Raw genomic sequence first — 26,084 nt, forward strand, 5'->3', positions numbered from 1 at the left:
CCATTCGGTCTGAATCAAAAAGGCGTTTCCTTGCGAAACGCCTTTTTCGAACTATTTTGTCACGGAAAAACTGGTGTAATGATAGATGATCTTGTCATTCATCAGACCGAGCGAATCGACGCCGTCCAGAACCTTGCCGTTATCGCTGGTGGCCGTCCAGCTTAGATGGCGGTTGTTGTCCGTTCCGGTCTGGCCGGTGCGTTGGAAGCGCGCGTTGGGCAGCAATTCATTGAGAAAGGTGCTGTACCAGGCGCGAATGGCGAGCTGACCGTGCACCGTGCGGGCGCTGGTAATGTGAGCGGCGTTGGAGGCATACAAAGCTGCGATTTGCTCGATATCGTGCGAATTCCAGGCATCCACCAGTTGATCGGCGATATCTTTGGGCGGCTCGGGCGGCAATTCGCCCCAGGCGTAATCCGAAACAGCCTTCCACAATTCAGGCAAACGGCTTCGTGATTCATCCCAACTGTAGAAATTTGCAGCCGGAATTTTCAATTCCTGTACTTTATCCAGAAATTCGACGATATCCGCAGCCGTTGGGCGCCAAGTGCCGGCGCCGTAGGCGGCTCCGGTCGGAATGACCGGCCGGTACGGGGTCATGGCTTGAAATTCCTTCACGCAACGAACCAGTTGCGAACCTGGGTTGTGGGCCTTTTCCCAGTACATTTGCGGCATGTTCAGATCGCACTGGCTCAGGAATTCTTTCCAGGGAAACTGCGGGTGCAGGGAAGGGTAGCGAAAGGAACTCAGAGCGATGGGTGTGTTCGGAAGATCGGCGCGCAGTCTGGACATGAAAGTTCTGGCGGCGGTAGCCCGTCCGGCCGTTTTATATTCCACTTCCGCGTCGATCACATACCCATCCAGTTCAAGCTCTTTGACGCGTTGGATGGCGATGCGCGCTTCACCGACCGGATCCATGCCGTACACATAATGCCAGCCCCACACTTGAATGCCAGTGCGTTTCAATTCGGCGACCACGGGGGGGAGATAGTCATACAGGGTCGATTTTTCGACATTGTATTTATAAATTCCGTCCGCGATTTTAAGGAGGACATGCGTCAGATTGGCCGAGCGGGCCGTCCTGGCAATCGAAGTCGGATTGGCGCCTTCGCATTTGGGTACCTTCCAGATGAAATAACCTTTTCCCTGTAGCGACATATCGGTTTCTCCTATCCGAACGCGAAGGTATCAGAAGGCAGCGGGCAGTCCGTTGGGGCGCAGGTTGCCTTCGAGGCCCAGTTGCGGCGCGATGCTGCGCAAGGCGATGATGACGTTGTCGGTATGTTGCCAGAGATCGACGCCAAAATCAGCGGCTGCGGCGGCGATTTCTTCGCGATTCGCGCCGGCGGCAAATGCGCGGTCCTTCCACTTCTTCTTCACGGAGCTTGAAGTCAAATCATAGAGCGATCGGGAGGGGCGCACCAGGGCCACCGCTGTAACCAGTCCGGTCAGTTCGTCGCAGGCGAAGAGGGCCTTAGCCAGGGGCGTATTGCGCGGCACGCCCGAATAGTCAGCGTGACTGAGGATGGCCTGGATGATCTCCTCCGGCACGCCCTGTTCGCGCAGGATCGGCGCGCCGGCGGTGGCATGCTGCTCGGGGGTTGGGTATTTTTCCCAGTCGAAATCGTGCAGCAGGCCGGTCATGCCCCAGGTTTCGACATCCTGTTGGAGCTTGAGCGCGTAGAAGCGCATGGCCGCCTCGACGGCCAGCATGTGGTTGATCAGGTGATTACTCGTAATATATTTCTGGACAATGGAATAAGCGGTTTCGCGGTCCATAAGCTTCCTGTATCGTAAAGTTAATCTCTACCCAGGGAATCGTTGCAAAAAGCATACCCAATTTGAGTTCGTTACGGTTTATTCGGGCGTCGATTGGGGGAAGATCGGCTCCTTATTTCCCAGGACCGGCAGCGGCCGGGTAATGAAAGTATCGATGTAGGCCACCAACGTCGCCGGCAGTTCGCGCAAATTCCAGATCGAAAGGCTGGATTTTCGGTAAGTTCGCAGGTCGGCCGAGACCCCAACCCCATCGATGCCCAGGCCGTTGCATATGACCAGGGCGCGCGGCAAGTGAAAACGTTGCGTGACCAAAATGGCTTGCTGTACGCCGAAAATCTCCTTGGCGCGATAGCAGGTGTCGTAGGTGCGCCGGCCTGCGTAATCGAGGACGATATCTTCGTCAGGCACGCCCAATTCGAGCGCATACGCGCGCATGGCGCCGGGTTCGTTGTAATCAACAAATCGGTTGTCACCGCTCAGTAGCAGTTTTTGCACTTTTCCGGAAAAATACAGTCCGGCTGCGGTCGCCACCCGGTCGCGCAGAACCGGAGTGGGTGAGCCGTCGCGCTGCAGGCCCGCGCCAAATACAATTGCGACTGGCCGTTGCGGAGAGTCGTCCGGTTTAACGATCCGATTCAAGGCGTAGATTTCAGAAGCCAGGCGCGGTATGGCAAAAATCGCCACGCCTGCGGTCACCAGAATCATTGCGATGCGAAAGATCATGCGAAATATTTTTCGTTTCACGAAAAGGATTCTACCATGCCGTTAACTATCAAGCGATTATTTTCCCAATGCCTGATAGACGTCCAAACCGAGGGCATCCACAGCGCTGCGCAAGGGATCGTAAACCGAATCATCCACCACCCGCATATCCTGGATTTCGTAGTCGCCAGCCGCTGCAGCGAGAAGCGCCTTGCCGTCATCGCTCTTTACCAGATCCAGAAAGGTCTGAGTCAGCACTGAACGCATTTCAGCGGGCAAGGCAGGTGTATAGGAAAGATTGAGGTTTGGGATTACGGGATCGCTTTGCCAGAGGATCATCACCCGTTCGCGGACATCCGGCAGGTCGTTGATCACGGCCGATGAGGTGCGTGGATCGCCGGAAATGGCAAATGTAACACCGAAATCGCAAATGCCTTTGATATACAATGCGCGGATGATCCCCGTCTGAGAAAGAAGCGTTGCACCATTGGCAACTGTGATCTCGTTTTGCGCCAGAATTCCGGCTGGCAGGATATATCCGGAGACCGAGGTGGGGTCCGCCCAACAGGGTTTTGCGCCGTTGAGTTGGCCGAGAGCGGTGGCTGCATCTGCGGTATTGGAATTGGTGTTCGGGTCAAAGTAGGATGAAAAACCGCTATCGATATTGGCCAGGAATTGCGCGCCGTAATAATAGACGCCAAAATGATTGGTGAGCAGGGCTACATCGGCGAGTTGATTTTGATGGGCGGTGATATAGGTGATGGGTTGCAAGAAAACCAGGTGAACAGATCCGGCCTGCATTTTTGCCAGCAAGGATTCGTAATCATCCACGACCAGAATATTCACCGAAAATCCAACCGCCGAACTTAATTTCTCTGCCAGGGTGGCCGCCTGGGCTGCCTGATCGGGCGCATTTTCAGCGGGGACCAATCCGAGGATGACCGGATTGCCCTCGCTGCCCAGGGGTTCGGGGGTGAAGGTCGGGGTGGGTTCCGGTGTGGCGGATGCCGCAGAGTCGCCATTTTGCTGCGCCTGGCAGGCAAAAAGATTCAGGCTCAGAATCGCGCAAACAACGAAAATAGTCGACCACCGGTGGTGACGCGAAAGATTCAAGGAGGATTCCCCGCTTTTGACGAGAGGTGTCAAACCAGATAGAATGATTATAATCAATTATTGGCCTTTCATAATCATCTCGAGAAAAGGTGTCCGCATGAATCCTGAACCACAGCGCAATAACAGGGCGATCGTAATCGTTCTAGGCGTCCTGGGGTTGATCCTGGTCGTTTATTTGTTCCTGATCCTGTTTTTTGTAAAAGAGACTACCGATCGAATTTTGGCGCCGCTGGAGAATTCCAATCGAAACCTGAGCACTCAGGTGGCCGAGCTTCTTCACCCGACGCCGACGATTTACCCGGACCCGGTAACAATCATCCATGAGGTGCGTTCATTGGCCAGATTGGAGACGATCCAATACACGGTCGAAAAGGTGATAACGGCCGAAACCGGACAAAAACTGGGCATTCTGTTTGGAGACCGGCTCTTATTTGTGGCCTACGGCCGCGTCATTGCCGGGGTCGATTTGACGAAACTGGAAACGTCCGATCTGTACATGCAAAATGGGGCATTGCACGTCCGGCTGCCCTCGCCGGAGATTTTCGTGGCCACCCTGGATAACGATAAATCCTATGTCTACGACCGCGAACAGGGATTATTGACTCACGGGGATGAAGACCTGGAAACTCGCGCGCGTCAGGTCGCCGAATCCGAAGTCCTACAATCGGCTGTCGCGGATGGTATTCTGGATCAGGCGTTGCAAAATGCGAAAAATTATCTGGAGCGTTTGCTGCGGAACCTGGGTTATCAGGAGATCATTTTTGAGTCCACCCCAATTTCGACCCCGACCCCGCTTCCTCCCGCCCAGTGAAAAGAATCATCGCAAGAGGCCTTTGACTTTGGCCGAAAATTGTGTATGATAAATTATCCAACTGATTGTCTGATCAACTGAATTAGGGCTTCTCTGCCTTGTGTGTTAATTTACTTGACAATGCTTTGCATTGTGCTAAAATTTAGACATCCAAGGATGTCGAGGCGGGCAGTTGAGCACGTTCTTTTGGACGATTCCAACGCAGAATGTAAAGAACATTAACAAACATGCCGTTGTGGATCTCATTCGATTCACTGCCGGGGGAATATCGCGAATCGAATTATCGCGCCAGATGAATTTAACCCGGGCCGCAATCACTGCCATCGTCTCTGACCTTCAAGCTGCGGGGCTGGTAAGGGAAATCGAATCGCATTATCCAAGCGGCCGGCGGCCGATCGTCCTCGAGATCAATCCAGACCGCGGATATGTGGTTGGAATTGATATGGGCGCCACGCACGTCACCATTCTGGTGACCGATTTTTCTGCCCGTGTTGTCCGCGAAATGGATGAACCCCTGGATATCAATCAGGGACCGGCTGTCTGTCTCCCGCGAGTGGAGAGCCTGGTGCATCAAATCCTGAGCGAAGCCGGTTTGAGTATAAAAGATATTTCGGCCGTCGGCGCCGGTGTCCCGGGTCCGGTCGTTGCCGGCGTGGGCGTCATGGGGCCGCCCATCATGCCCGGTTGGGATGGTTATCCAATTCGAGACGACCTGGAAAAGCGTTTCGGCGTTCCCGTATCCCTCAGCAACGATGCCGAATTAGGCGCAATTGGCGAGTGGGCCTACGGCGCCGGACGCGGCGAGCGGGATCTGGCATATATCAAGGTCGGGACCGGCATTGGCGCCGGGCTGCTGCTGGATGGCCAGATTTATCGCGGCGCGACAGGCTCGTCGGGCGAGATCGGACATATCACAATCGAAGAAAATGGCCCGGTTTGCACCTGCGGCAATCGCGGGTGCCTCGAGGCTCTGGCAGGCGGGCGCGCGATTGCCAATCGCGCCATTCAGGAAGTCAACAGCGGGCGGCGCACGGTGCTGACCGAAATTTCTCCTGTGAGCCAAATTCGATCCCGGGATGTCATCGCCGCCGCGCGACGCGGAGACCTGGTCTCGCAACAAATCGTCTCTGAAGCAGGTGTTCACCTGGGTACTGCCCTGGCAAGCCTGGTCAATTTATTTAACCCAAGCATGGTCGTGGTTGGCGGCGGCGTTGCGCAAATTGGGGATCTTCTCCTGGAACCCATCCGGGAGACGGTTCACCAGCGCAGCTTGCTGCCGGCTTCCCGTTCAGTACGCATCACATCAGCATTGCTGGGCAGACGTTCATCTGCCATGGGCGCGGTCGTGCAGGCCCTCAGCATTGTGCTGCACCGTCTTTCGGAACACAGTTAATCCCTGGTCGAAAAGGAGGTGGTGTGTTACTCACAATTCGTCATTTGGGCGGTTTGATGATCTGTCGTTAACCGGATGGAAAGACCATCCGAATACGAGAACGCTCATTTTTTGAGATAGGAGAAAAGAGATGTCTAAGAAATTCTTGACCCTGATCAGTGTTATGCTGATCGCCGTTTTTGTCCTGGTCGCCTGCGGTCCTGCGGCGACCCCGACCGCGGCAGTTGAGCCGACCTCAGCTCCCGAGGCTACCAAAGCTCCAGCCGCGACGGAAGCCCCCACAGTGGCACCCACAGAACCTACCGTGAAGGGCAATGTGGTAATCTGGCACTCCAAGAAGACCGAAGAGACGAATAGCTTAAACGCGATCATCGCCGGCTTCAAAGTGCTTTATCCTGATGTCAATGTTCAGGCGTTGTTTGTCCCGGATAACGATTTGCGCAATAAGTTCGAAACCGCAGTTGGTTCCGGTAGTGGGCCCACGATTCTCATCGGCGCTGCTGACTGGGGTCCTGCTTCTTTCAATGCCCAACTTGTTCAGGATCTCACCCCAATGCTCACGGCTGGCTTGCTGGATACCTTGAACGACGCTGCTGTGGCATCTGTGAAATATAAGGATGCTGTCATTGGCCTGCCCATCAATTTGAAGGGTGTTGTGATGTATCGCAACTCTTCAATTGTTGCTGAACCTGCCAAAGACCTCGCAGACTTGCTCGTAAAAGCCAAAGCTGCGAACAAGGGTGATGTAGTTGGTCTCGATTTCGAAACAGGCTTCTTCTTCGCTGCTGGGCACCTCGCTGCCATGGGTGGTAAATTGATGGACCCCAACACCGGCGAACCGACCTTCAATGATGCGACGGGTGCTGCTTGGTTAGCCGCGATTAAATCCGTCAAGACCGCAGGTTTCCCGGTGGAGAACAACAATGACAATGATGTCAACTTGTTCAAGGCTGGAAAAGCGGGCGTCATCATCGATGGCACCTGGAATGCGAAAGCATTGTCCGATGCGATTGGCGCCGATAAACTCGTGATCGATCCATGGCCTGCTGGTATGTCGGGTTACGTTCAGAATGACAACATCTACCTGACCACGACCGCCGCTGGCGATGATGCAATCGCCTCCGAGAAGTTCATGGAATACTTTGTGTCCAAAGAAGCTCAGGCAATGTGGGCGGATGTGGGCACCACCATCCCGATGGCTGGCGGTATTCCTGTGATCAAGGGCATGGAAGTCAGCGATCCTGTCGAGAAGATGGAAGTCGCCGCATTTGCTGGCGGTACTGCGTTCCCTGTAATTCCCCAAATGGGCGCTTACTGGGATCCCATGAACAACGCAATCTTGTCAGTTCTGGATAAGGGTACCGATCCGGCTGCAGCTTTGCAAACAGCCTTCGACGCTGTAAAAGAAGCCGTGGCAAAAATCCAATAACATCCGTGTTGGATAAGGTCGCAATGAGGTAAGAAAAGCAGGTGGAAACATCAATGGGTGCTATCCACCTGCTTCTTGCTATAATAATTTTGTCGTTTCCGTAATAATCCTATATCAGGAGGCTATATGGAACTACCTATTGATTTTCGAAAAGGGAAGGGTCCAAGTAGAGGAGCAGAATTCTCCAAGGGGGTAAAGAAATCCCTCACTGCCTGGGCATATATTGCTCCTGCCGGCCTGTTGATGGCGATTATTACATTTCTGCCGCAGGCTTACCAAATTTGGATGGCTTTCACTGATTATGGGATCCGTAATTTGCGCTTTAATTTACTGAACCCAGAGACAGCAAAATTCGCTCCCAATATTGTTGGTCTGGCGAACTTTGTCGATATTCTAACCAACAATATAGCGATTCAAAACTATGACTTCTGGAGACTTCTATTATTTAATATTGTCTGGACTATCTCCAATCTGGTTTTCCATGTCTCCCTGGGTGTCTTAATTGCTTTGGCTCTCAATAGTAAGAAGTTAATTGGACGTCGCGTTTACCGAGCTTTATTTGTTTTACCATGGGCTATTCCTGGATATATCGCTGCGCTGACATGGCGCAATATGTTCGATGATCGCTTTGGCGCAATAAACCAACTGATCGGCGTGATCAACAATTGGGTTGGCACTTCACTTCCGACAAATACTCAGTGGTTAACGAATGCGGTTCCGCCAATCGGAGGCATACTCAGTTTCTTACCTTTGGCGTTCTATTGCCTTCTTGTGACGAATATTTGGTTAGGTTGGCCATTTATGATGGTGGTTGCCACAGGAGCACTGCAATCGATCCCCAGTGAACTTTACGAGGCTGCTGAAATGGATGGGGCAACCGGTTTGCAGAAATTCTGGAGTGTAACCGTTCCAATGATCCGTCCCGCCATGGTACCAGCGATTATGTTAGGTACCATCTGGACCTTTAATAATTTCAATGTGATCTACTTTATTACACAAGGTGGCCCATTTGGGGAGACCCAGATTTTGGTTACCCAAGCCTTCAACCTTGTGTACAATCAACGACTTTATGGGGTGGCGGCTGCTTTTAGTATTGTGGTGTTCTGTGTGTTATTCATCATTACTATGATTAATAACCGAATCACCAAGGCGACGGAGGCTTACAATGCATAGGAAAGCGAATGCTTTTTGGCGGCAAGTTGGATTGCAGCTCTTCTTACTTGTTGTAACTGCAACCGTCCTTTTTCCAATCCTTTGGATTTTTTCATTAGCTTTGGATCCAAGGAATATCGATAAGCCACTTAGCCTGACGCTTATTCCACCCGGTGCTTCTTTTGCAGCCTTTCAAAGAGTGCTCTTCCAGCCCTTTACATTGCTTTGTACTGACTCAAGTAATGTCGCAACTTGTATGACTTTTGGACGACTACTCGGGAACAGCGTTCTGGTGGCATTAGGGACAAGTGTCTTGGCAGTTGTGCTCGGCTCGTCGGCGGCATATGCATTTTCCCGTTTCCGCTTTATTGGCAGACAGGCGGGAATGTTAGGTTTTATCGTCCTGTTGATGCTCCCAACCACCGCGACCTTGGCACCTTTGTATGTACTACTATCGATCATCAAGTTTAATGGGGAACCCTTAAGAGCGACTCTGTTTGGCCTAATGATCGCATACGGTTCGTCGACCCTACCTTTTGCGATCTGGAATTTGAAAGGCTATTTCGATACCATCCCTAAAGAACTGGAAGAAGCCGCACTGATCGATGGATGTAGTGTCACAACCGCATTTATGAAAGTGATCTTACCGCTTTCTGTCCCGGCGCTTGCGATCACAATTCTGTTCAGTTTCATGACAGGGTGGACTGAATTCGTCCTGGCATGGACCTTCCTGGAGAATCCTTCGCGGTTCACCCTGGCAATGGCGCTGCGTTCGATGCAGGGTCAGTATTCGACGCCCTGGTCTGATTTTGCGGCGATGTCGATCCTGATGTCGATCCCTATCTTACTCATTTTCTATTCCTTGCAGCGCTACATCATATCAGGCTTAACCGTAGGTGGCGTCAAAGGGTAAGGTATATTTCCTGCATGAGGGGAGGTTGATACTAAACCTCCCCCTTTTTTTATGAGGAGGAATTAGGATGAGAAGAAAGTATGTTTTCCTGGCAATCTTGGGCTTGGGAGGACTGGCAATTGCATTAATTCTTATTTTCCAAAACCAGTACTCAAAAACTCGACCTTTGTCATCCGCTCCCCCCAGGATTGAAAGCACCGCCGAAATTACACAGACATCGGTGCCTCAAATATCCAAAAACACTCAACCTATTCCAGAAGACACACTGGTGAATCCCTATGACGAGACAAATTGGTGGGGTCATTCTGTCTTCTATGAAATATTTGTGCGAAGTTATAGTGATTCGAACGGAGACGGGATCGGTGATTTCAACGGTATTACCGCGAAACTGGATTACCTCAATGATGGTGATCCTGAGACAACCAGCGATCTGGGAATTACTGCACTCTGGTTGATGCCAATTTTTCCAGCTTCTTCTTATCACGGGTACGATGTTACCGATTATTTGGCTGTCAATCCGGAATATGGAACGATGGACGATTTTAAGGCATTACTGGATGCAGCCCATGAGCGTGGAATCCGCATCATAATTGATTTTGTGATCAACCATACTTCTTCCGAACATCCCTGGTTTCAGTCGGCTATGTCAGCGACCGATTCACCCTACCGCGATTATTACATCTGGTCTGATCAGAATCCGGGGTATGTCGGACCCTGGAATGAAACCGTATGGCATAAGTCGATCCGAGGTGATTATTATTATGGTGTGTTTAGTTCAAATATGCCTGACCTAAACTTCCGGAACCAGGCAGTTCGTGATGAGATTAAGAAAATCACTTCATTCTGGTTGACCGATGTGGGTGTAGATGGTTTCCGGATTGATGGCGCTCGCCATTTGATCGAAGATGGCGAAGTGCAAGTCAATACCCCTGAAACCCATCAATATTTAAAAGAATTTTACAATCTGGTCAAATCCATTAATCCCCGGGCAATGGTTGTTGGCGAAGTCTGGGACAGCTCTTTTGTCAGCGTAAAGTATGTCCAAGACCAGGAGATGGATATGGTCTTTGATTTTGATCTGTCCTCTGCGTGGATCGAAGGTTTAAACCGGAGAGACGCAACAATCCTGGGAAGTTCAACAATGCTAGAGGTTCAATTGTTCCCGATAAACCAAATGGCCACATTTCTGACCAATCATGATATGAATCGCATATCCGACCAATTGATGGGGGATGAGGCTGCTCTAAAAGCTGCCGCGTCCCTGTTACTCACAGCGAGTGGTGTGCCATTTGTTTATTACGGAGAAGAAATTGGGATGAGTGGCTCAAAACCGGATGAACAAATTCGCACGCCGATGCAATGGACGGCTGCGAAAGACGCAGGTTTTTCACAAGATGGTAAAGCCTGGATTGCCCTCAATTCGGATTATAAAAAGAAAAATGTAGACTTGCAGTTGAAAGATCCGAATTCGCTCCTTTCGACTTATCGGGAACTGATTCAAATGCGGCAGAAAACGCCGGCTTTACTGGTTGGGGATTATCAATGGATCGATACGGGATTTGCCGATGTTTATGCAGCCGTCCGACAATTTGAAGGTCAGGTAATTATTATCCTGATCAACTTAAGTGATTCCCCAATTCGTGATTTTGCATTCGATCTTCAGGTTAATCTTCCAGCCGGAAATTACTCTGTGACACCGCTGTTAGGAAATGGGGTAATGACTCCGATTACAGTGGGCTCAAATGGTGTGATTAAAGCTTACCAACCCCTTGATGAATTATCTTCGAATGCAAGACTGATCCTCGAATTGAAACCGGTAAAATAATCCCTATCCATCCACATTACCTGCCTGGCCTGGATATTGCACCAATTGCCTCGTCGATGGACGATCGCCGCGACCTGGTCTCGCAATTCGGGGTATACTTGGTTCGCGAAAAATGGTGGATTTACGTGAGCGATTATGTTTGATGAAACAGACCAATATCAACTGGCCTCAGCCAGTAAAACGATCGAAATTCGCCTGCCGGATGGGCGGGTGATTTCAGGCCCACGCGGCACAGCCGTCGGATTCTTCCTGCGGAAGTTGCCCGAATGGGATAATCCGCCCATCGTGGCAGCCATCATCAACGGAGACCTGCGCGAGCTGACCTATATCCTGGATATCGATGCGTGGGTCCAGCCGGTGTCCATGGCGGATATGGACGGCGCCCGCCTGTATCGCCGTTCACTGACCTTCCTGCTGGAGGTCGCGTTCGAAGACCTTTATCCCCAGGCCGCCCTGACAGTGGATCATTCGGTGGCTTCGGGTGGTTTCTTCTGTCAGGTCATGGAGCGCGCCCCCCTGAGCGCCTCCGAAATTTGCGCTCTGGAAGATCGCATGCGGGAACTGGTAAGAATGGACATCCCGTTCATGAAAAGCCAGGTGCCACTTGCCGAAGCGATCGCATATTTCGAAAATAAGGGCATGCAGGATAAAGTCCGGCTGCTGCGCTACCGCCAGAAGGATCATCTGGTGCTGTACCAGTTGCAAGATCACAAGGATTATCACCACGGGTATATGGTGCCTTCGACGGGTTTCCTGAAGTACTTCGCGCTGGCCCCCATGGGCGAGGGTTTTGTATTGCGCTACACGCGCCGCCATTCTCCCATGAAGTTGCTACCTATGCCGGCATATCCGAAACTGTTGGATACCTTCCGCCAGTACGGCGCCTGGCTGAAACGGTTGGGCATCGAGAGCGTGGGCGCCTTGAACGACGCCATTGCCGCCGGCCGCAGCCGCGAGGTGATCCTGGTCAGCGAGGCGCTTCAAGAGCAGAAGATAGCCGACATCGCCCAGCAGGTGGTCGAACGCGCCAATCAATCCCGAATTGTGCTGATCGCCGGGCCTTCCTCCTCGGGGAAGACGACCTTTTCGAAGCGCCTGGCCATCCAACTTCTCGCGCAGGGGCTGTCGCCGTATCCAATCGAATTGGATAATTACTTCGTCAACCGCGACGATACACCGGTCGATGAAAACGGGCATTACGATTTCGAGGCCTTGGGCGCCCTGAACACGGGCCTGCTGGTCGATCACCTGCAGCGCCTGGTGGGCGGCGAAGAGGTCCAACTGCCGCATTATGATTTCAAGAACGGCCACTCGGAACCCGGCGATATCGTCCGGCTGCGAAATGACCAACTGATCATCCTGGAAGGTATTCATGGGTTGAATCCCAATCTGCTGCCGAATATCCCATTGCAGGAGACCTTCCGGATTTATGTCTCCTGCCTGACGCAGCTCAATCTCGACCGGCACAACCGGATTTCCACAACGGATACGCGTCTGTTGAGGCGCATCGTGCGGGACGCCCGCGACCGCGGTTATTCCGCCCTGCAAACGGTCTCGCGCTGGGAATCGGTGCGGCGGGGCGAGAAGACCCACATTTTTCCTTATCAGGAAAACGCGGATGCCATGTTCAATTCGGCGCTGGTCTATGAGCTCTCGGCGCTCAAATTACTGGCCGAGCCATTGCTTCGCCAGGTGCCGTACGGCACTATGGAACATATCGAAGCCAAGCGCCTGCTGGCATTCCTGGAGTGGTTCCAACCGATTCCGGAAGATTTGATCCCGGATAATTCGATCTTGAGGGAGTTCATCGGCGGATCGATTCTCAAGGAATTCAAACTCTGGGAAAGTCCGGCTGATTTTTTTAGCATTCACCGCAACGGAAACGGCGGATAACCAATCGATTAACGTTTCAGCGCCGTCGGGATCACCGGCGGCGCTGAGTTTAGGGGCGACGAAGGATTACTTTACGTATTTCTGGATCACACGGCCCAGGCGTTGGATACCTTCGCGGATTTTTTCTGGCTTGGCATTCGAGAAATTCAGGCGCATGGTGTTCTGGCCGCCGCCGTTGGGGAAGAAACAATCACCCGGTACGAAAGCGACTTTCTCAGCGATCGCATCCTTCAGGATGACGTTCGAGTCCATATATTCCGGCAGGGTGACCCACAGGAACAGACCGCCTTGCGGATGGGTCCATTGAACGCCGGCTGGCATATTCTTCTGCAGCTCTTCCAGCATGATATCGCGGCGTTCTCGATAGACATTTTGAATGGTCTGAATGTGCTTGTCGAGGAAACCATTCTTGATAATTTCGTACGCGATGATCTGGGTGAAGGTCGGGGTCTGTAAATCGGTGCCCTGTTTGGCCATCACCATCTTGTGAATGACCTCGGTTGGCGCGATGACCCAGGCCAGGCGGATGCCGGGAGAGAGCGTCTTCGAGAAGGTGCTCAGGTAGATTACGTTGCCGGTGTATGTGCCGTTCTGGGCGCGGAGCTTGTTGTCCAGGTTGACGATGGATGGAAGGTTCTCACCCTCGAAGCGAAGCTGGCCGTAGGGATCGTCCTCGACGATGGGCACGCCATAACGGTCGGCCACTTCCACCAGCTTCTGGCGGCATTCCAGCGAATAGGTGACTCCGGTGGGATTCTGGAAATTCGGCAGACTGTAGATGAATTTGGGGCCGGAGCGCATGGAGGATTCGAGCTGATCCAGGACCATGCCGTTTTCATTCGATTGGACTGTGACGTATTCGGCGCCGTAGGCATTCCAGGCCTGCAGTGCGCCCAGGTAGGTCGGGCACTCAACCAGGATGCGGTCACCACGATTGATGAAGATCTTGCCAATCAGGTCCAACGCTTGCTGCGATCCTGATGTGATGAGGATGTTTTCGGGGGTTACTTCGATGCCGAAGCGGGCCGAATAGGCGGCGATCATCTCACGCAGTGGCAGATAGCCATCGGTCGGACCGTACTGCAGGGCCTGTTTTCCCTGATTACGGAGGACCTTGTCACAGGCTTCGCGGAACTCTTCGATCGGGAATACGTCCGGGGCGGGCATGCCGCCGCCAAAAGAGATCACGTCGGGCATTTCCGTTACTTTGAGCAACTCGCGGATGGCTGACCCTTTCATTCGCTGCGTACGCTGAGCGTAACGATGATCCCAGGGTGTTTGCATTCTTTTCTCCTTATTTCGAGTTGTATATGCTCTGAATTCCGAAATTCGGAATCCGTTAACCATGATTCGGACACCCCTGAAGTACATAACCTGTAGAGCACTCTTACCAGTAGAACTTCTACTCACCTAGAAGCACCGATGGAATAAAACCGGGCTGGCCTAAGATTGAAGACCAGCCCGGATCGGACCTAGAGTTTCGGGAAGCGGCTAAGGATGACGGCGGAGGTCGGTAGAACGATGCGGTCGCCTGCTTTCATCTCAGCGGGTGCTTTCCCGGCGGCTTTCGGCGCGCCCTGGTAAATGGAAATAGGCGTGCCCTCTTCAGCCGATTTCAATTCCACGAAGGCCTGGCCGGTCAGGAAGCCCTCGGAATCGACAGCGCAACTGGTGACGACGCCGATGACGCGGCCCTTGTGGTCGAGCACAGGATCGCCGTGATGCGACATACGCACGCCCTTTTCGGTGAAGCGGAAGCGAACGACGACTCCCTGGCGGCCCTTTTCGCGTTCGATGAAGGCGTCCCGGCCGACGAACCAGGGTTTATAAGTCTTTACATAGGAGCCAAACCCGGCTTCAGCCACACCCAGACCGAGGTCGCCGCCCATTTCATGCCCATAGAGCGGCAGGCCGGCTTCGGTGCGCAGCGAGTCGCGCGCGCCCAGGCCGCAGGCTTTCAGGCCCAACGGTTCGCCAGCCTTCAAGAGTGCGTTCCAGAGATCGACGAGCTTATTGGGATGGACGAATAACTCGAAGGCCATCTTTTCGCCGGTGTAACCGGTGCGCGAAACAACCAGATCGAACCCACCGACCACCGCCTCGCACAATTGAGTGCGTTTGAGCCCCATGATGCGCTTGCGGGTCTTGGCGTCGCAACCCAGCGACAGCAGAATATCGCGGCTCTTGGGACCCTGCAGAGCCAGATCGACACGCATATCTTCGCCAGCCTTCGGGTCACGCAGGTTGCGGAAGATCACCTTTCCGCCGAAAGCTTTCTTGCAGGGATGTTTGGCATCGACCATCACCTTGCCGTCGCGAACGGCTTCCATCCAGGTGCGGTCTTTGTCATCGTTTGAGGCGTTGACCACCACCAGATATTTATCGGCGCTGCGGCGGTAGACCAGCATATCGTCGATGACGTTGGCATCCGGGTCGAGGAGGTGGGTGTAGCAGGATTCGCCGACTTCCAAACCGGCGATATCGTTGCCGCAAATGCTGTCCAGGAAAGCCGGCGCCTCGGGCCCTTCGGCCTGATAGACGCCCATGTGCGAAACGTCGAACAGACCGGCCACCTGGCGGCAGGCGAGGTGTTCCTCGACGACCGAGGTGTACCAGACCGGCATTTCCCAACCCGCAAACGGCACCATTTTGGCGCCCATGCTGCGGTGCGTTTCGAACAAAGGCGTACGGAACAATTGGGTCGGTTCGGTGTCCGGCCAATCGAAACGAGGCAGGGCTTTGTCTTTGAATTCCGTCATGCCGATGAAATAGGGCTTGTAGGAGTAAACGGCCTGGCCATCCGCCCGGGTGACCGGGGTGGCCTTCGAGGCCGTCACATAGATCGGGCCGGGCAGGCGGCGCACCGGGTCGGCGTCGAAGGTGGTGTAGCCATCCGATAGATCGCGCAGCCAGGTGGCAGCCAGAGGAGCAGATTTGGACGGGACGCTCAGGCGATATTCATGGTCGGCCACGCAGGTCAAAACACCATCGACTTCACCGAGCGGGGTCACCAGTTGTGTATTCTGGGACTTCCCAGGCACCAGGGATTCGACATCGCTGGTGAAGACGTAGTTGACGAACGGGCGAACGTGCTCGCCGGTCAGATCGAAGGCCATCCATTCGGCCTTGCCGTCCGGTTGGTCATCCAGGAAGAAGAAGTGCGGATAACCGTGTTTCCCGACTTCGAGGTCGGTGCCGGCTTTCTCGGCAATTTCGCGAACGCGTTTCTTGGCATCTTCGAGGACGCGGAAATCGATCTTGGCGCGCGCGGCCGGACCCTGGCGGGTTTCGACGCTGTAGGGCTTGCAGGCCAGCAGCACGTCCGCGATGATGTCGGCGACCTGGATCATATCCTTTTCATTCAGCCCGCGTTGGGTCATCCAGGGTGTGCCGTAGCGAATGCCGCTGGAGAACAGGGCTGTTTTATCGCCGGGGATGGTGTTGCGGTTGAGGACGATGCCAGCCACATCCAGGATGCGAGCGGCCATATCGCCGGAGAGCGGCGTGCCGTCGGCGCCGACGATGGTTTTGCAATCCACATTGCCGAGGTGGGTGTTGGTGCCGCCGTAGGCAATGCGCAGACCGCGTTCCTGCAGGCGTTTGGTGAGCGCGGCGCAGTTATCCAGGATTTGTTGTTGCAGCTTGCGGAATTCCGGAGTGCGTGCGAGCTTGAATGTGGTCGCCAGGGCCGCGAATACGTGCACGTGGGGGCCGCCCTGTTCACCGGGGAATACCGCCTTGTCGATTTTGCGACCGATCGCGGCATCGTTGGTGATGATGCAGGCGCCGCGCGGACCGCACAGAGTCTTGTGGGTGGTGAAGGTGATGACATGTGCATAGCCGACCGGGGAAGGCAACACGCCCGCTGCAACCATGCCGGCGATGTGCGAAATGTCGGCCATCAGAATCGCGCCGCAGGAATCGGCGATGAGACGGAACCGTTCCCAATCCGGAGCCCAGGGATAGGAGGAATAGCCGGCGACGATAATCTTGGGCTTGTGTTCCTTCGCCAGGGCTTCCACAGCATCATAATCGATCTGTTCCGTGCCGGGGGCAACGTTATAGTGGACAACGTTGTAGAGTTTGCCGGAGCGATTGACGCTGGAACCGTGCGTCAGATGGCCGCCGTGCAGCAGATTCATACCCAGGATGGTATCGCCCGGATTAATCAGGGCATGGTAAACGGCGTTATTGGCAGGCGCGCCGGAGAGCGCCTGTACATTTACATATAATTGGGATGCAGAAACGGTTGGAGTGGCAAAGGCTTCGGCGCAGCGCCGGCGGGCAAGCGATTCGATGACGTCGGCGTATTCGACCCCTTTGTAATACCGGGGATCGGCGTAACGGCGGTAATGGGCCAGCCGGGCCGTGTAATCGAGAATTTCTGCCTCGCTCATGAAGCGAGTCTCTTCATCCGGATAACCTTCAGCATACAAATTTTGTAACACCGAGCCAAGCGCCTCATGGATGGCCTGAGGTGCAGAGCTTTCACTTGGAATGAGGATCAGCTTACGAACCTGACGTTCTGCTTCGATTTGAATCAGTTCGTCAACATCTTTGTCAATATCCGCTAACTTGCCGCGAAAAAGAAAATCAGTCATGAGACGTTCTCCTTTTAAGGGTGAAAGTTGAGGAAAGCTGAGGTGAGATAGCCCCTGTTTTTAGGTTCTTTATTCTCCATTGGGCTGCGCTCACGGCAGCTCGTATTGTCTTTTTACCAATCTGACCCTAAATAAACACTCTATCCCAGTATACGAATTAATTGTAGCCCGGGGACAATACAGGGTCAAGTGCCACAGCTAATTATCTGCATCTGACAAAAAACAGGCAGCCTTAAGATGAATGACTGAATTGCCCGGCAGGATCCGTTCAGGTCAAATGGCGGTCGATCCAGGTGACCATTTCGTCCAGGATGATCTTCTGATCCGGTTCGTTGTGCAGTTCATGATACCAGCCGTCCAGCATCTTGAACGTGATATCGCCCTTTGCCTGACTGGCGAACCGTTTTGACCCGTTGGGATCTGCCAGACGGTCCGCGCTGCCGTGCATGAGCAAAAGCGGGAGCGAGAATTCACTCGCGTGCTGGATGATCCACTCACCGTCCTGCAGGAGATCCAGGCCCAGGCGAGCGGAAATCATCCCGTGAACGAGCGGATCGGCTGCATAAATCTGGGCGACTGATGGATCTCTGGAGAGTCCGGATTGGTCGAGATCGGTATTGACGCGGAAACTCGGGGCAATCACCGCCATGACGTGCGCCAGGATAATCTTTGACTGCGGTTGGGGGGCTGGAATGAGTCCCGGGCTGGTGCAAATGACGCCATTCAACTGCGGGCGGCGTTTCAGCACATAATACAACACCAGGCTCCCTCCCAGGCTGTGACCGTAAAGGAAGATGGGTAGACCGGGATAACGCTGCCTGGTTTCTTCGAGCAGCCGGTCGATATCCTCCAGAATCTGATCATATGAGCCATGCCCGCGCAGTCCGCCCGTCCGGCCGTGGCCGCGGTGATCCATGGAAACCACGCCGATGCCCTGTTTGTTGAAATAATCCGCGACGTGCCGGTATCTGCCGCTATGCTCTCCAATGCCGTGGACGAGTGCAACCCCCGCGCGGATGTTCCCATCCGGACGCCATTCTTGGGCGAAGAACTGTAAACCATCCTTGCTCTGCCATGAAAATTCCAAATGACTCATTTTCTTCTCCAGTTTCATCCAGTTGAGCACAGTGTATATCCGGACAAATAAATCCGCAAGCTGAAAACGAATTTGAAAGACTATCCCGGCAACCGGATTCACAAAATTCCAAAATGGTACAATAACCGTATTCAAATTTAACTTCATTCAGGAGAAGAGCATGGGAGACGAACGGATCGCCAAGTTAGCTGATTTACTGGTGAATTATTCAGTTGCAGTCAAACCGGGGGATAAGGTTGCCATTCGTGGTTCCGTACTGGCGGAACCCCTCATGCGCGAAGTCTACAAGAAGGTCTTGCAGGCCGGCGGGTATCCTTTCATCATGGCAGCAATGCCCTGGGCGCAGGAAGAATTCTACCGCTATGCATCCGATGAACAGCTTCAATACATTCACGAGCCATGGAAGCAGGTTGTCTCGACTTACGACGTGCTGATCAGCCTGATGGCATCGGCAAATACGCGCAACCTCAGCCGGGTGGATCCCGCCAAGATGGTTCTGGTGGATAAGGCCAACGACGAGATCATGAAGATCTACATGGAACGGGCCGCCAAAGGCGAACTGCGCTGGACCTTGACGTTGTTCCCGACCGAAGCCCACGCCATGGACGCCGAAATGAGCCTGACTGATTATGAGAATTTCGTCTATTCGGCCTGCATGCCGGACGCCGATGACCCGGTAAGCTACTGGAAGAAAGTCTCCGCCCGACAGCAGAAGGTTGTGGAGTGGTTGAAGGGCAAAAAACAGGTCCATGTGATCGGCAAGGAAACCGATCTGCGCCTGAGCGTCGAAGGCCGCACGTTCATCAACTGCGATTGCAAGGAAAATGTGCCCGACGGCGAAATCTTCACCGGTCCGGTGGAAGACAGCCTGGAAGGACACGTTTATTTCTCCTACCCGACCATCTACGCCGGGCGCGAAGTCAACGGCGTGCGCCTGTGGTTCGAAAAAGGCCGCATTGTCAGAGCCACGGCAGAGAAGAACGAAGAATTCTTGCTCCAGACTCTGGATACGGATGCGGGTTCGCGCTATGTGGGTGAGTTCGCAATCGGCACCAACGAAGGCATCACCAGTTTCACGCGTGAAATCCTTTTCGACGAAAAAATCGGCGGCAGTTTTCACATGGCCATGGGAGCCGGTTACCCCGAGACCGGAAGCAAGAACACGTCTTCCATCCACTGGGATATGATCTGCGATCTGCGCGACGGCGGAGAAATCTGGGTGGACGGTGAACTGCTCTACAAGAACGGTAATTTCGTGCTGGATTTCTGATCCATAGGAACCAAACCCATGGGAGAAATGCCTGTAACCGAAGGTCCGAAGCGCGTATTGGATCAAGACCAACAACGCCAGGGCTGCTGGGCCATCATCCTGTTCATCCTGGCAACGGTCTGGCTGGCAGCCATGACGGTCATCGTTCAGTCGTCGGGGTGGTTGCTGGAGCAGACCCTTTTCGAGGGCTACCCGGCAACTGACAGCCGCTGGCAACTGCCGCTGATCTATGGCGTGTCGATATTGGTCCCCATGGCCTTTTTGGAGCGCAAGGCAACATCTCCGCGCAGCAAGCTGATCTACCGCACCCTGAGCATGGCAGCCGTTTTTGCCATTCTGCAGTTTCCGGCGCGGTTGGTGGCGCTGACCGACGCGCAACTGGTGAACGTGCTGCAAATTGCTGCCATGCTCCTTTATCTGGTTTTGATCAACCAGTGGTTGAAAAGGGTTTCTCCCGATTGGGTTCCGCCTTTCAGGAAAATGGATTGGCGCGGTCTGGGTCCGGCCGGCTTGATCGGATTGCTGGTTTCGATCCCCTGGCTCCTATGGGGCGCGCTGGGTTCGCCGCTGGATACCTTCCTGAATCTGGTGGTGGGGTTGTTATTCGGCGTTTCGGCGAGCTGGACCGTGGTGGGCGGCCTGTTGATCGCCACGCAGCGCGCCGATCGCGAGTACCGGCTGGCGGACATCTTGATCGATGGTTTTGGGATGGCGCTGGCACTGGTCGTCATGGTAACCGGATTTGGCCAGACCGGCATGCAGTGGGTTTTACTTTATTGCCTGCCGGCCCTGGGCTTTACGACGGCCATGTTGAGTCAGGTCGGTAAAGAAGAGGCTAAGGGACTCAACTGGGCACCGGTGGCGGTGATGCTGGGTCTGGCGGCGGCCTGGCCTTTGATGCTGACCGATCCGGATGAATTGGCCGTAATCGTCTCCGGCGGGGCGGGTGAACGAATCGCCTGGGTAACCCGGTCGGGTGGCGTTACCTTCGTAATCGAGGCGGCCCTATCCTTTGCATTTTATCCACTTCTGCGCTGGTTGACCCGCCGCGCGGCGCTGCCGCTGGCCGGGAAGCTGGCCGTCGCCGGGGTGGGGATTGCTGCCGTTTGTACCTACTTCTTTTTTGGGGTGACCGGGTTCTACGGTGAGCGTTTGTTCGTGATCCTGAAAGATCAGGCCGACCTGACGCAAATCAACCCCGATTTGGCGTGGCAGGAGCGCCGGACGCAGGTCTACCAGACGCTCGTCGCTCATACGGAAAAGGACCAAAACGGGATTCGAAATGTCCTGGATCGCTTTGGCGTCCGCTACACGTCGTTTTACCTGGTTAATGCGATCGAAGTCCAGGCTGGGCCGCTGGTGCGATTTTGGCTGAATTCCCGACCCGAAGTCGACCGAATCATCGACGATCCCATCCTGCGTCCTCTGCCGGTGTCTTCACCGGCGGTTGCGGGAATGCTCTCCGCTCCCACCGGACCGACCTGGAATGTGAGCCTGGTCCAGGCTGACAAAGTGTGGGATACGCTTGGCGTCACCGGAGAGGGTATTCTGGTGGGCGTATCCGACAGCGGGGTCCAGGGCGACCACCCGGCCATCCGGGATGCATACGCAGGAACCGTGGATGCCGGCATTCCAGCCTGGCTGGACCTGTGGAATCGCACGCCGACACCCACGGACATCAGCGGTCACGGTACGGCCGTCACCAGTGTGATCCTGGGCAAGAACACCGGGATCGCGCCGGGCGCAAAATGGATGGGCTGTGCAAATCTGGCGCGCAACCTGGGCAATCCGGCTTATTATGTGGGCTGCATGCAGTTTTTGTTTGCGCCTTATCCGCCGGACGGCGATCCCTTGCGGGATGGTGAACCGGCCCAGGGCGCGCAGGTGCTGAACTATTCGTGGGGCTGCCCGGGCGTGGAAGGCTGCGATGCGGATGCGCTTCTCCCCGCGGTCAAGGCGATTCGCGCGGCGGGCATATTCCAGGCCGCGGCGGCCGGGAATATGGGTTCGGATTATTGTGGCTCGGTCAGCGATCCGCCAGCCATTTACGGGCAGGTATTTTCGGTCGGTTCAATCGATTCGAATGAAGACATGTCCAGCTTCAGCAGCATCGGTCCGGTGGTTTTGGATGGTAAACTGGAGACCAAGCCCGATCTTCTGGCTCCGGGGGAGAACGTCATCGCCGCCAATGCAGGCAGCAGTTATGAAGCCGTATCCGGAACCTCCTTCTCCAGCCCGCATGTGGCCGGCGTGGTGGCTTTGATGTGGTCAGCCAACCCGGCATTGATCGGGAACGTCGATTTGACCGAACAACTGCTCCGAAAATCCGCCAGCGCCTATTCGGGGCCGTTAACGAAATGTAACGCCGACTCGGGCAATCCGGAAAACGCGCCAACTTATGGTATCCTGAATGCCTATGCGGCAGTAAAATTAGCAGTAGAGGTAAACACCAACCCGTGACGGCCAAGCGGCGGCCCAATTTCTGCAACGATTCATCGACAACGGGGTTTTGATTATAGATCTCCATTCCCGAAGGGGTAACCGTGGCAGAATTCGATGAAGACACTGTGCTTACACGCGCAGTGGAGGGAGACAAGGAAGCTTTCAGCGCGCTTTACGAACGGTATGTCGGCCGTATTTACAACTACGTCCTGTACCGCACGGGCAGCCCAACCGACGCTGAAGATATTACCGCCCGTGTTTTTCAAAGAGCATTGAGGCACATCGATCATTACCATTTCCAGGGGGTGCCGTTTTCGGCCTGGCTTTACCGGATCGCGCACAACCTGGTTGCAAACTGGCATCGCGACAACAGCCGCCGGCAGGAAGTGCCTTTGGAAGACCATATCCAATGGTTCGTCAGCGGGAATCACCCAGAGTCAGCCCTGGAAAACGGTCAGGAGATGGAAGGACTGCTTAAAGCGATTCGCACGCTTTCACCCGAGCGACAACATTTAATCGTGCTCAAATTCGTCGAACACCTCTCGAATGTCGATATCGCGTTGATCATGGGAAAAAGCGAAGGCGCCATCAAGAGCCTTTACCATCGTACTCTTTTGGCATTGCGTGAAGTCCTGGAAGGCAAGGAGTAAACCGATGCTACGAATCGTGACCGATGGATCAGCGGATATACCTGCCGGTTGGCAGAAGGAATACCAGATCGATATCATGCCCCTGCGGGTTTGCTTTGGTGGAAAAATGTACACTCAGGGAGTCGATCTGACGGGCGACGATTTCTACCGTTTGATCGATGAGCGGCATGAAATCCCAAAAACATCGCTTCCGTCGCCGGATCAGGTGATCGATTTCTATCGTTCGGTTGCCAGACGCGGTGAAATGATCCTTTCGATCCATGTCGCCAGCAAACTATCCGGGACCTTCGATTCATTTCAACTCGCGGCGCGTGAACTGGTGAATGAATACAAGATCTACCTGATCGATTCGGGCGCTGGATCAGCCGGCCTGGCCTTCATGTGCCGCGAAGCGCGCCAGATGTGGCAATCCGGCCTGCCGATCGAGAAAATTCTCGCGCGCATGAACGCCGCACGCAATCGCCTGGCGATCTCCTTCACCGTGAACTCGCTAGAATTTGCACACATGAGCGGCCGGATCAACGCGTTACAGAATGCGGTTTCTTCATTATTAAATATCAAACCAATTATCGTGCTGCGGGACGGATTGTTGGAAATGACCGAAAAGGTACGCACCCGGCACCGCTCATTGGATCGCATCATCGAGGTCGTTCAGGAGCGCATCGGGCAGCAGATGGTGGATCTAGCGGTCGTACATGCAGCAGACCCTGAAATGGCCAAAGAAATGCTCGAAAAAGCACGCCGGGCGTTCAACGTCCGCGATTTCATTCTGACCGATCTATCCCTCCCGGTGGCATGTCATCTGGGACCTGGCACGATCGGAATCGTAGCCTATCCGGTGGGTAAGGAGGAATAACGGGGGTATGGCAGTCAAAGAAACTTCTCAAATCGAAGATCTGGAAAACCAGTTATTCGCGCGCCTGAAACCCATTCAGCCGCGAACCGAATTTGTCGATCACCTTAAATATCGATTGGAGAATCCGCCCAACATGGTGGTCGAAAGCCCGTCCTGGATCATCGGAGTGCTGATTCTGGCAGGCAGTCTGCTGGGAGGTTTTATTCTCTACGCGGTTCTGCGGAAAATCATCCGCTGGTTGAGCCGTTGAGAGATTATTTGTCTAGTTGGATGCGGTCGGAAGGCCAAGCTTTTCAGCCAGTTGGCTGTTGCTTGGCTCGGTGAGCTGGCTGCCGTCGGGAAAAATGAGGGTTGGAACGCTGCGAAAGCCGTGGTTGACGCTTTCCACGAATTTTCCGGCTTCCGGGTCTTTATCGATATCGATCCAGCGGTAGGGGATATGATTTCGATCCAAAAAGGCGCGCGTCCGAAGTGTACCGCCGCACCAGGTCGTGCCGTACAGGATTATTTCCGATTGATCGGTCATGATGGCTTATTATTCTCCAGGATGGAATCGATGAGGATTTTCGCCTCGGCTAATAAATCGACCGGGATGGGAAGCTGGTAATCGGGGTTTACCCGGGTGAGCAAGTGCGCGCAAATGGTGCGTAATTCCGGCGAGAGTTCCGGCTGTTCCTGGTAGGTCTGGATCAAATCCACGACGCTCAGGCTGGCCGAGTCGGAACGCGGGGCGAAATAAGCCCGCAGGGCAATTCCGACCGCCCGACGTGCGCAGACGCGCGCCCTGGCTTCCAGACCCATCGAACGAGCCTGATGACCCATGGCGAGTTCGCGCGTGATTTGTTCCTGATTTTCCAAACTAATCATGGTCCCATTGTAAAGCAAATTGGTCCGGCGGACCAGAAAAATCCATACCGGGATTCAGGACATAAACGCGGTGCAGAAAATTGACAATCATTTGAGTTCAGGTATGATTAATTTAAGGATCCATTGAAACCTTTTACCTTGCAGGAGACTCCCGGATTCGTTTATAAGTGGCGGCAGGAGTTCCGATGATTCAACCCGGCAGGATTGCCTTAATTGGTTCGGGTGAAACCGCGGCGCGCGGCGGCCAGGCGTTCGATTTGCTGGCGCGGCAATTGACCGGCCCGCTGTCCATCGCGGTGATGGAGACACCCGCGGGTTTCGAGTTGAACTCGACCCAGGTCGCCAGCCGGGTCGCAGCCTACATGCAAAGAAGGCTGCAGAATTATGGTCCCAGTATGCACCGCGTGGCCGCAAGACGGCGCGGGGCGGGCGGAACGGACGATTGGGAAACGCTGCTCCCGCTGTTGGATAGCAATTTAATCTTCATGGGGCCTGGCAGCCCAAGTTATACCGTCCGCCAACTCAAGGGCAGCCTGGCCTGGGATTTGATACGCCTGCGGAATCGCCTGGGCGCAGCCCTGGCCACGGCCAGTGCCGCAACGGCCGCGCTGGGAGCGCTGGCGATTCCCGTTTACGAGATTTACAAGGTGGGTGAAGATCCACACTGGAAACCCGGACTCAACCTGCTGGGCGATTACGACCTGGAATGCGTGATCGTACCACACTGGAACAATACTGAGGGCGGCGCGGATATCGACACCGGACGGTGTTTCATCGGGCGCGAGCGGTTCGAGTTCCTGCGCAGCCAACTGCCCGAAAATATGCTTGTACTGGGGGTGGACGAACACAGCGGCCTGATCATCGATTGGGTCGATCGAATATGCCGGGTCACCGGGCGGGACGCGGTGCACATCCTGCACGGACAGGAGGAGCTGGATTTCTCTTCCGGGCAGGTATTCCCGTTGGAGGTACTGGGAGATATTCATCTACCCGATACGGTCCAGGAGGGGATCGATCCGCAGGTGTGGGAAGAGTACCGCGCGATGGAGGAGCATCGCCGGACGGTCGAGCGGCAAGGCGCGCTGCCAAAGGAAATCGCTGCGCTGCTGCAGCAACGCCAACAGGCCCGCGACCTGCAGGACTGGGTGAAATCCGACCAAATCCGTGATCAGGCAGCCGCCCTGGGTTGGAAGATCATCGATACGCCGGATGGACAGCAGGCCATCCCGGAATGAACCCGATTTTGTGGATTGGGGTGCCGGCCAACGTTGGAATATGCTAAAATCGCTGCT

General features: G+C 54.4%; 22 protein-coding genes and 1 pseudogene. 13 read left to right on the forward strand and 10 right to left on the reverse strand.

Annotation, left to right across the window (positions count from 1 at the left end; all coding sequences use genetic code 11):
- Positions 1-51: 51 nt before the first annotated feature.
- The 4 genes from LARV_RS11030 to LARV_RS11045 form a co-directional block, all read right to left on the reverse strand.
- Complete coding sequence (locus LARV_RS11030; RefSeq protein WP_075073687.1) at positions 52-1,158, reverse strand: nuclear transport factor 2 family protein; 1,107 nt, start codon at positions 1,156-1,158, stop codon at positions 52-54.
- A 30-nt stretch (positions 1,159-1,188) separates the two neighbouring features.
- The gene (locus LARV_RS11035) at positions 1,189-1,779 is read right to left on the reverse strand and encodes an HD domain-containing protein (RefSeq protein ID WP_075073688.1); all 591 of its coding nucleotides are present in this window, start codon (positions 1,777-1,779) and stop codon (positions 1,189-1,191) included.
- 78 nt (positions 1,780-1,857) lie between these two features.
- A complete protein-coding gene (locus LARV_RS11040) occupies positions 1,858-2,523 on the reverse strand; it encodes a SanA/YdcF family protein (RefSeq protein ID WP_083522500.1) in 666 nt (221 codons plus the stop codon).
- 36 nt (positions 2,524-2,559) lie between these two features.
- Positions 2,560-3,594, reverse strand: a complete 1,035-nt coding sequence (locus tag LARV_RS11045; protein WP_075073690.1) for a phosphate/phosphite/phosphonate ABC transporter substrate-binding protein — start codon at positions 3,592-3,594, stop codon at positions 2,560-2,562.
- A 97-nt stretch (positions 3,595-3,691) separates the two neighbouring features.
- Between LARV_RS11045 and LARV_RS11050 the strand changes: the two genes are divergently transcribed.
- The 7 genes from LARV_RS11050 (at position 3,692) to LARV_RS11080 (ending at position 13,010) form a co-directional block, all read left to right on the forward strand.
- A complete protein-coding gene (locus LARV_RS11050; RefSeq protein WP_075073691.1) occupies positions 3,692-4,405 on the forward strand; it encodes a DUF4230 domain-containing protein in 714 nt (237 codons plus the stop codon).
- Positions 4,406-4,697: 292 nt separating this feature from the next.
- Entirely contained in the window at positions 4,698-5,798 is a 1,101-nt protein-coding gene (locus LARV_RS11055; RefSeq protein ID WP_172797846.1) for an ROK family protein, read from the forward strand.
- Between the two features lie 130 nt (positions 5,799-5,928).
- Entirely contained in the window at positions 5,929-7,227 is a 1,299-nt protein-coding gene (locus tag LARV_RS11060; protein WP_075073693.1) for a sugar ABC transporter substrate-binding protein, read from the forward strand.
- Positions 7,228-7,353: 126 nt separating this feature from the next.
- Positions 7,354-8,400: a carbohydrate ABC transporter permease gene (locus LARV_RS11065; RefSeq protein ID WP_075073694.1), complete on the forward strand. Its 1,047-nt coding sequence runs from the start codon at positions 7,354-7,356 to the stop codon at positions 8,398-8,400.
- On the forward strand, positions 8,393-9,292 hold the full coding sequence (locus LARV_RS11070; protein WP_075073695.1) for a sugar ABC transporter permease: 900 nt from the start codon (positions 8,393-8,395) through the stop codon (positions 9,290-9,292). The genes LARV_RS11065 and LARV_RS11070 overlap by 8 nt, the downstream gene beginning before the upstream one ends.
- A gap of 67 nt (positions 9,293-9,359) precedes the next feature.
- Positions 9,360-11,117: an alpha-amylase family glycosyl hydrolase gene (locus tag LARV_RS11075; protein ID WP_075073696.1), complete on the forward strand. Its 1,758-nt coding sequence runs from the start codon at positions 9,360-9,362 to the stop codon at positions 11,115-11,117.
- A 135-nt stretch (positions 11,118-11,252) separates the two neighbouring features.
- Complete coding sequence (locus LARV_RS11080; protein WP_075073697.1) at positions 11,253-13,010, forward strand: nucleoside kinase; 1,758 nt, start codon at positions 11,253-11,255, stop codon at positions 13,008-13,010.
- 66 nt (positions 13,011-13,076) lie between these two features.
- Here the strand turns inward: LARV_RS11080 and LARV_RS11085 are convergent, their stop codons facing one another.
- The 4 genes and pseudogenes from LARV_RS11085 to LARV_RS11095 all read right to left on the reverse strand — a co-directional run bounded on the left by LARV_RS11085 (position 13,077) and on the right by LARV_RS11095 (position 18,707).
- Positions 13,077-14,294: an aminotransferase-like domain-containing protein gene (locus LARV_RS11085; protein WP_075073698.1), complete on the reverse strand. Its 1,218-nt coding sequence runs from the start codon at positions 14,292-14,294 to the stop codon at positions 13,077-13,079.
- 188 nt (positions 14,295-14,482) lie between these two features.
- Positions 14,483-16,126, reverse strand: coding sequence for a glycine cleavage system aminomethyltransferase GcvT (gcvT, locus tag LARV_RS20945; protein WP_407936370.1), 1,644 nt, complete (start codon positions 16,124-16,126; stop codon positions 14,483-14,485).
- A gap of 84 nt (positions 16,127-16,210) precedes the next feature.
- Positions 16,211-17,611, reverse strand: a pseudogene (locus tag LARV_RS20950) (serine hydroxymethyltransferase); the annotation flags it as partial.
- Between the two features lie 268 nt (positions 17,612-17,879).
- A complete protein-coding gene (locus LARV_RS11095) occupies positions 17,880-18,707 on the reverse strand; it encodes an alpha/beta hydrolase (protein WP_075073700.1) in 828 nt (275 codons plus the stop codon).
- 160 nt (positions 18,708-18,867) lie between these two features.
- Here LARV_RS11095 and LARV_RS11100 point away from each other — a divergent pair, with 160 nt between their 5' ends.
- The 5 genes from LARV_RS11100 (at position 18,868) to LARV_RS11120 (ending at position 24,175) form a co-directional block, all read left to right on the forward strand.
- Positions 18,868-19,977, forward strand: a complete 1,110-nt coding sequence (locus LARV_RS11100; protein WP_075073701.1) for an aminopeptidase — start codon at positions 18,868-18,870, stop codon at positions 19,975-19,977.
- A gap of 18 nt (positions 19,978-19,995) precedes the next feature.
- Complete coding sequence (locus LARV_RS11105; protein WP_075073702.1) at positions 19,996-22,437, forward strand: S8 family serine peptidase; 2,442 nt, start codon at positions 19,996-19,998, stop codon at positions 22,435-22,437.
- Positions 22,438-22,520: 83 nt separating this feature from the next.
- The gene (locus LARV_RS11110; protein ID WP_075073703.1) at positions 22,521-23,069 is read left to right on the forward strand and encodes an RNA polymerase sigma factor; all 549 of its coding nucleotides are present in this window, start codon (positions 22,521-22,523) and stop codon (positions 23,067-23,069) included.
- 4 nt (positions 23,070-23,073) lie between these two features.
- On the forward strand, positions 23,074-23,925 hold the full coding sequence (locus LARV_RS11115) for a DegV family protein (RefSeq protein ID WP_075073704.1): 852 nt from the start codon (positions 23,074-23,076) through the stop codon (positions 23,923-23,925).
- A gap of 7 nt (positions 23,926-23,932) precedes the next feature.
- The gene (locus tag LARV_RS11120; RefSeq protein WP_075073705.1) at positions 23,933-24,175 is read left to right on the forward strand and encodes a hypothetical protein; all 243 of its coding nucleotides are present in this window, start codon (positions 23,933-23,935) and stop codon (positions 24,173-24,175) included.
- Positions 24,176-24,187: 12 nt separating this feature from the next.
- Here the strand turns inward: LARV_RS11120 and LARV_RS11125 are convergent, their stop codons facing one another.
- Both LARV_RS11125 and LARV_RS11130 read right to left on the reverse strand, forming a co-directional pair.
- A complete protein-coding gene (locus LARV_RS11125) occupies positions 24,188-24,451 on the reverse strand; it encodes a glutaredoxin domain-containing protein (RefSeq protein WP_075073706.1) in 264 nt (87 codons plus the stop codon).
- Positions 24,448-24,792 (reverse strand): hypothetical protein, encoded by a 345-nt coding sequence (locus LARV_RS11130; protein ID WP_152031778.1) that lies wholly within the window; start codon positions 24,790-24,792, stop codon positions 24,448-24,450. Before LARV_RS11130 ends, LARV_RS11125 begins: the two co-directional genes overlap by 4 nt.
- A gap of 185 nt (positions 24,793-24,977) precedes the next feature.
- Here LARV_RS11130 and LARV_RS11135 point away from each other — a divergent pair, with 185 nt between their 5' ends.
- Positions 24,978-26,027, forward strand: coding sequence for a CysS/YqeB C-terminal domain-containing protein (locus tag LARV_RS11135; RefSeq protein WP_075073708.1), 1,050 nt, complete (start codon positions 24,978-24,980; stop codon positions 26,025-26,027).
- Positions 26,028-26,084: the final 57 nt, after the last annotated feature.

Origin of the sequence: Longilinea arvoryzae (genome assembly GCF_001050235.1) — a bacterium.
Lineage (GTDB): Bacteria > Chloroflexota > Anaerolineae > Anaerolineales > Anaerolineaceae > Longilinea > Longilinea arvoryzae.

Bases quoted from the DNA above. Each gene is read 5' to 3' on its own strand.
- LARV_RS11030 (WP_075073687.1), bottom strand. From the start codon at position 1,158: ATGTCGCTACAGGGAAAAGGTTATTTCATCTGGAAGGTACCCAAATGC.
- LARV_RS11035 (WP_075073688.1), bottom strand. From the start codon at position 1,779: ATGGACCGCGAAACCGCTTATTCCATTGTCCAGAAATATATTACGAGT.
- LARV_RS11050 (WP_075073691.1), top strand. From the start codon at position 3,692: ATGAATCCTGAACCACAGCGCAATAACAGGGCGATCGTAATCGTTCTA.
- LARV_RS11055 (WP_172797846.1), top strand. From the start codon at position 4,698: ATGAATTTAACCCGGGCCGCAATCACTGCCATCGTCTCTGACCTTCAA.
- LARV_RS11060 (WP_075073693.1), top strand. From the start codon at position 5,929: ATGTCTAAGAAATTCTTGACCCTGATCAGTGTTATGCTGATCGCCGTT.
- LARV_RS11065 (WP_075073694.1), top strand. From the start codon at position 7,354: ATGGAACTACCTATTGATTTTCGAAAAGGGAAGGGTCCAAGTAGAGGA.
- LARV_RS11070 (WP_075073695.1), top strand. From the start codon at position 8,393: ATGCATAGGAAAGCGAATGCTTTTTGGCGGCAAGTTGGATTGCAGCTC.
- LARV_RS11075 (WP_075073696.1), top strand. From the start codon at position 9,360: ATGAGAAGAAAGTATGTTTTCCTGGCAATCTTGGGCTTGGGAGGACTG.
- LARV_RS11080 (WP_075073697.1), top strand. From the start codon at position 11,253: ATGTTTGATGAAACAGACCAATATCAACTGGCCTCAGCCAGTAAAACG.
- LARV_RS11085 (WP_075073698.1), bottom strand. From the start codon at position 14,294: ATGCAAACACCCTGGGATCATCGTTACGCTCAGCGTACGCAGCGAATG.
- gcvT (WP_407936370.1), bottom strand. From the start codon at position 16,126: ATGGCCTTCGATCTGACCGGCGAGCACGTTCGCCCGTTCGTCAACTAC.
- LARV_RS11095 (WP_075073700.1), bottom strand. From the start codon at position 18,707: ATGAGTCATTTGGAATTTTCATGGCAGAGCAAGGATGGTTTACAGTTC.
- LARV_RS11100 (WP_075073701.1), top strand. From the start codon at position 18,868: ATGGGAGACGAACGGATCGCCAAGTTAGCTGATTTACTGGTGAATTAT.
- LARV_RS11105 (WP_075073702.1), top strand. From the start codon at position 19,996: ATGGGAGAAATGCCTGTAACCGAAGGTCCGAAGCGCGTATTGGATCAA.
- LARV_RS11115 (WP_075073704.1), top strand. From the start codon at position 23,074: ATGCTACGAATCGTGACCGATGGATCAGCGGATATACCTGCCGGTTGG.
- LARV_RS11120 (WP_075073705.1), top strand. From the start codon at position 23,933: ATGGCAGTCAAAGAAACTTCTCAAATCGAAGATCTGGAAAACCAGTTA.
- LARV_RS11125 (WP_075073706.1), bottom strand. From the start codon at position 24,451: ATGACCGATCAATCGGAAATAATCCTGTACGGCACGACCTGGTGCGGC.
- LARV_RS11130 (WP_152031778.1), bottom strand. From the start codon at position 24,792: ATGATTAGTTTGGAAAATCAGGAACAAATCACGCGCGAACTCGCCATG.
- LARV_RS11135 (WP_075073708.1), top strand. From the start codon at position 24,978: ATGATTCAACCCGGCAGGATTGCCTTAATTGGTTCGGGTGAAACCGCG.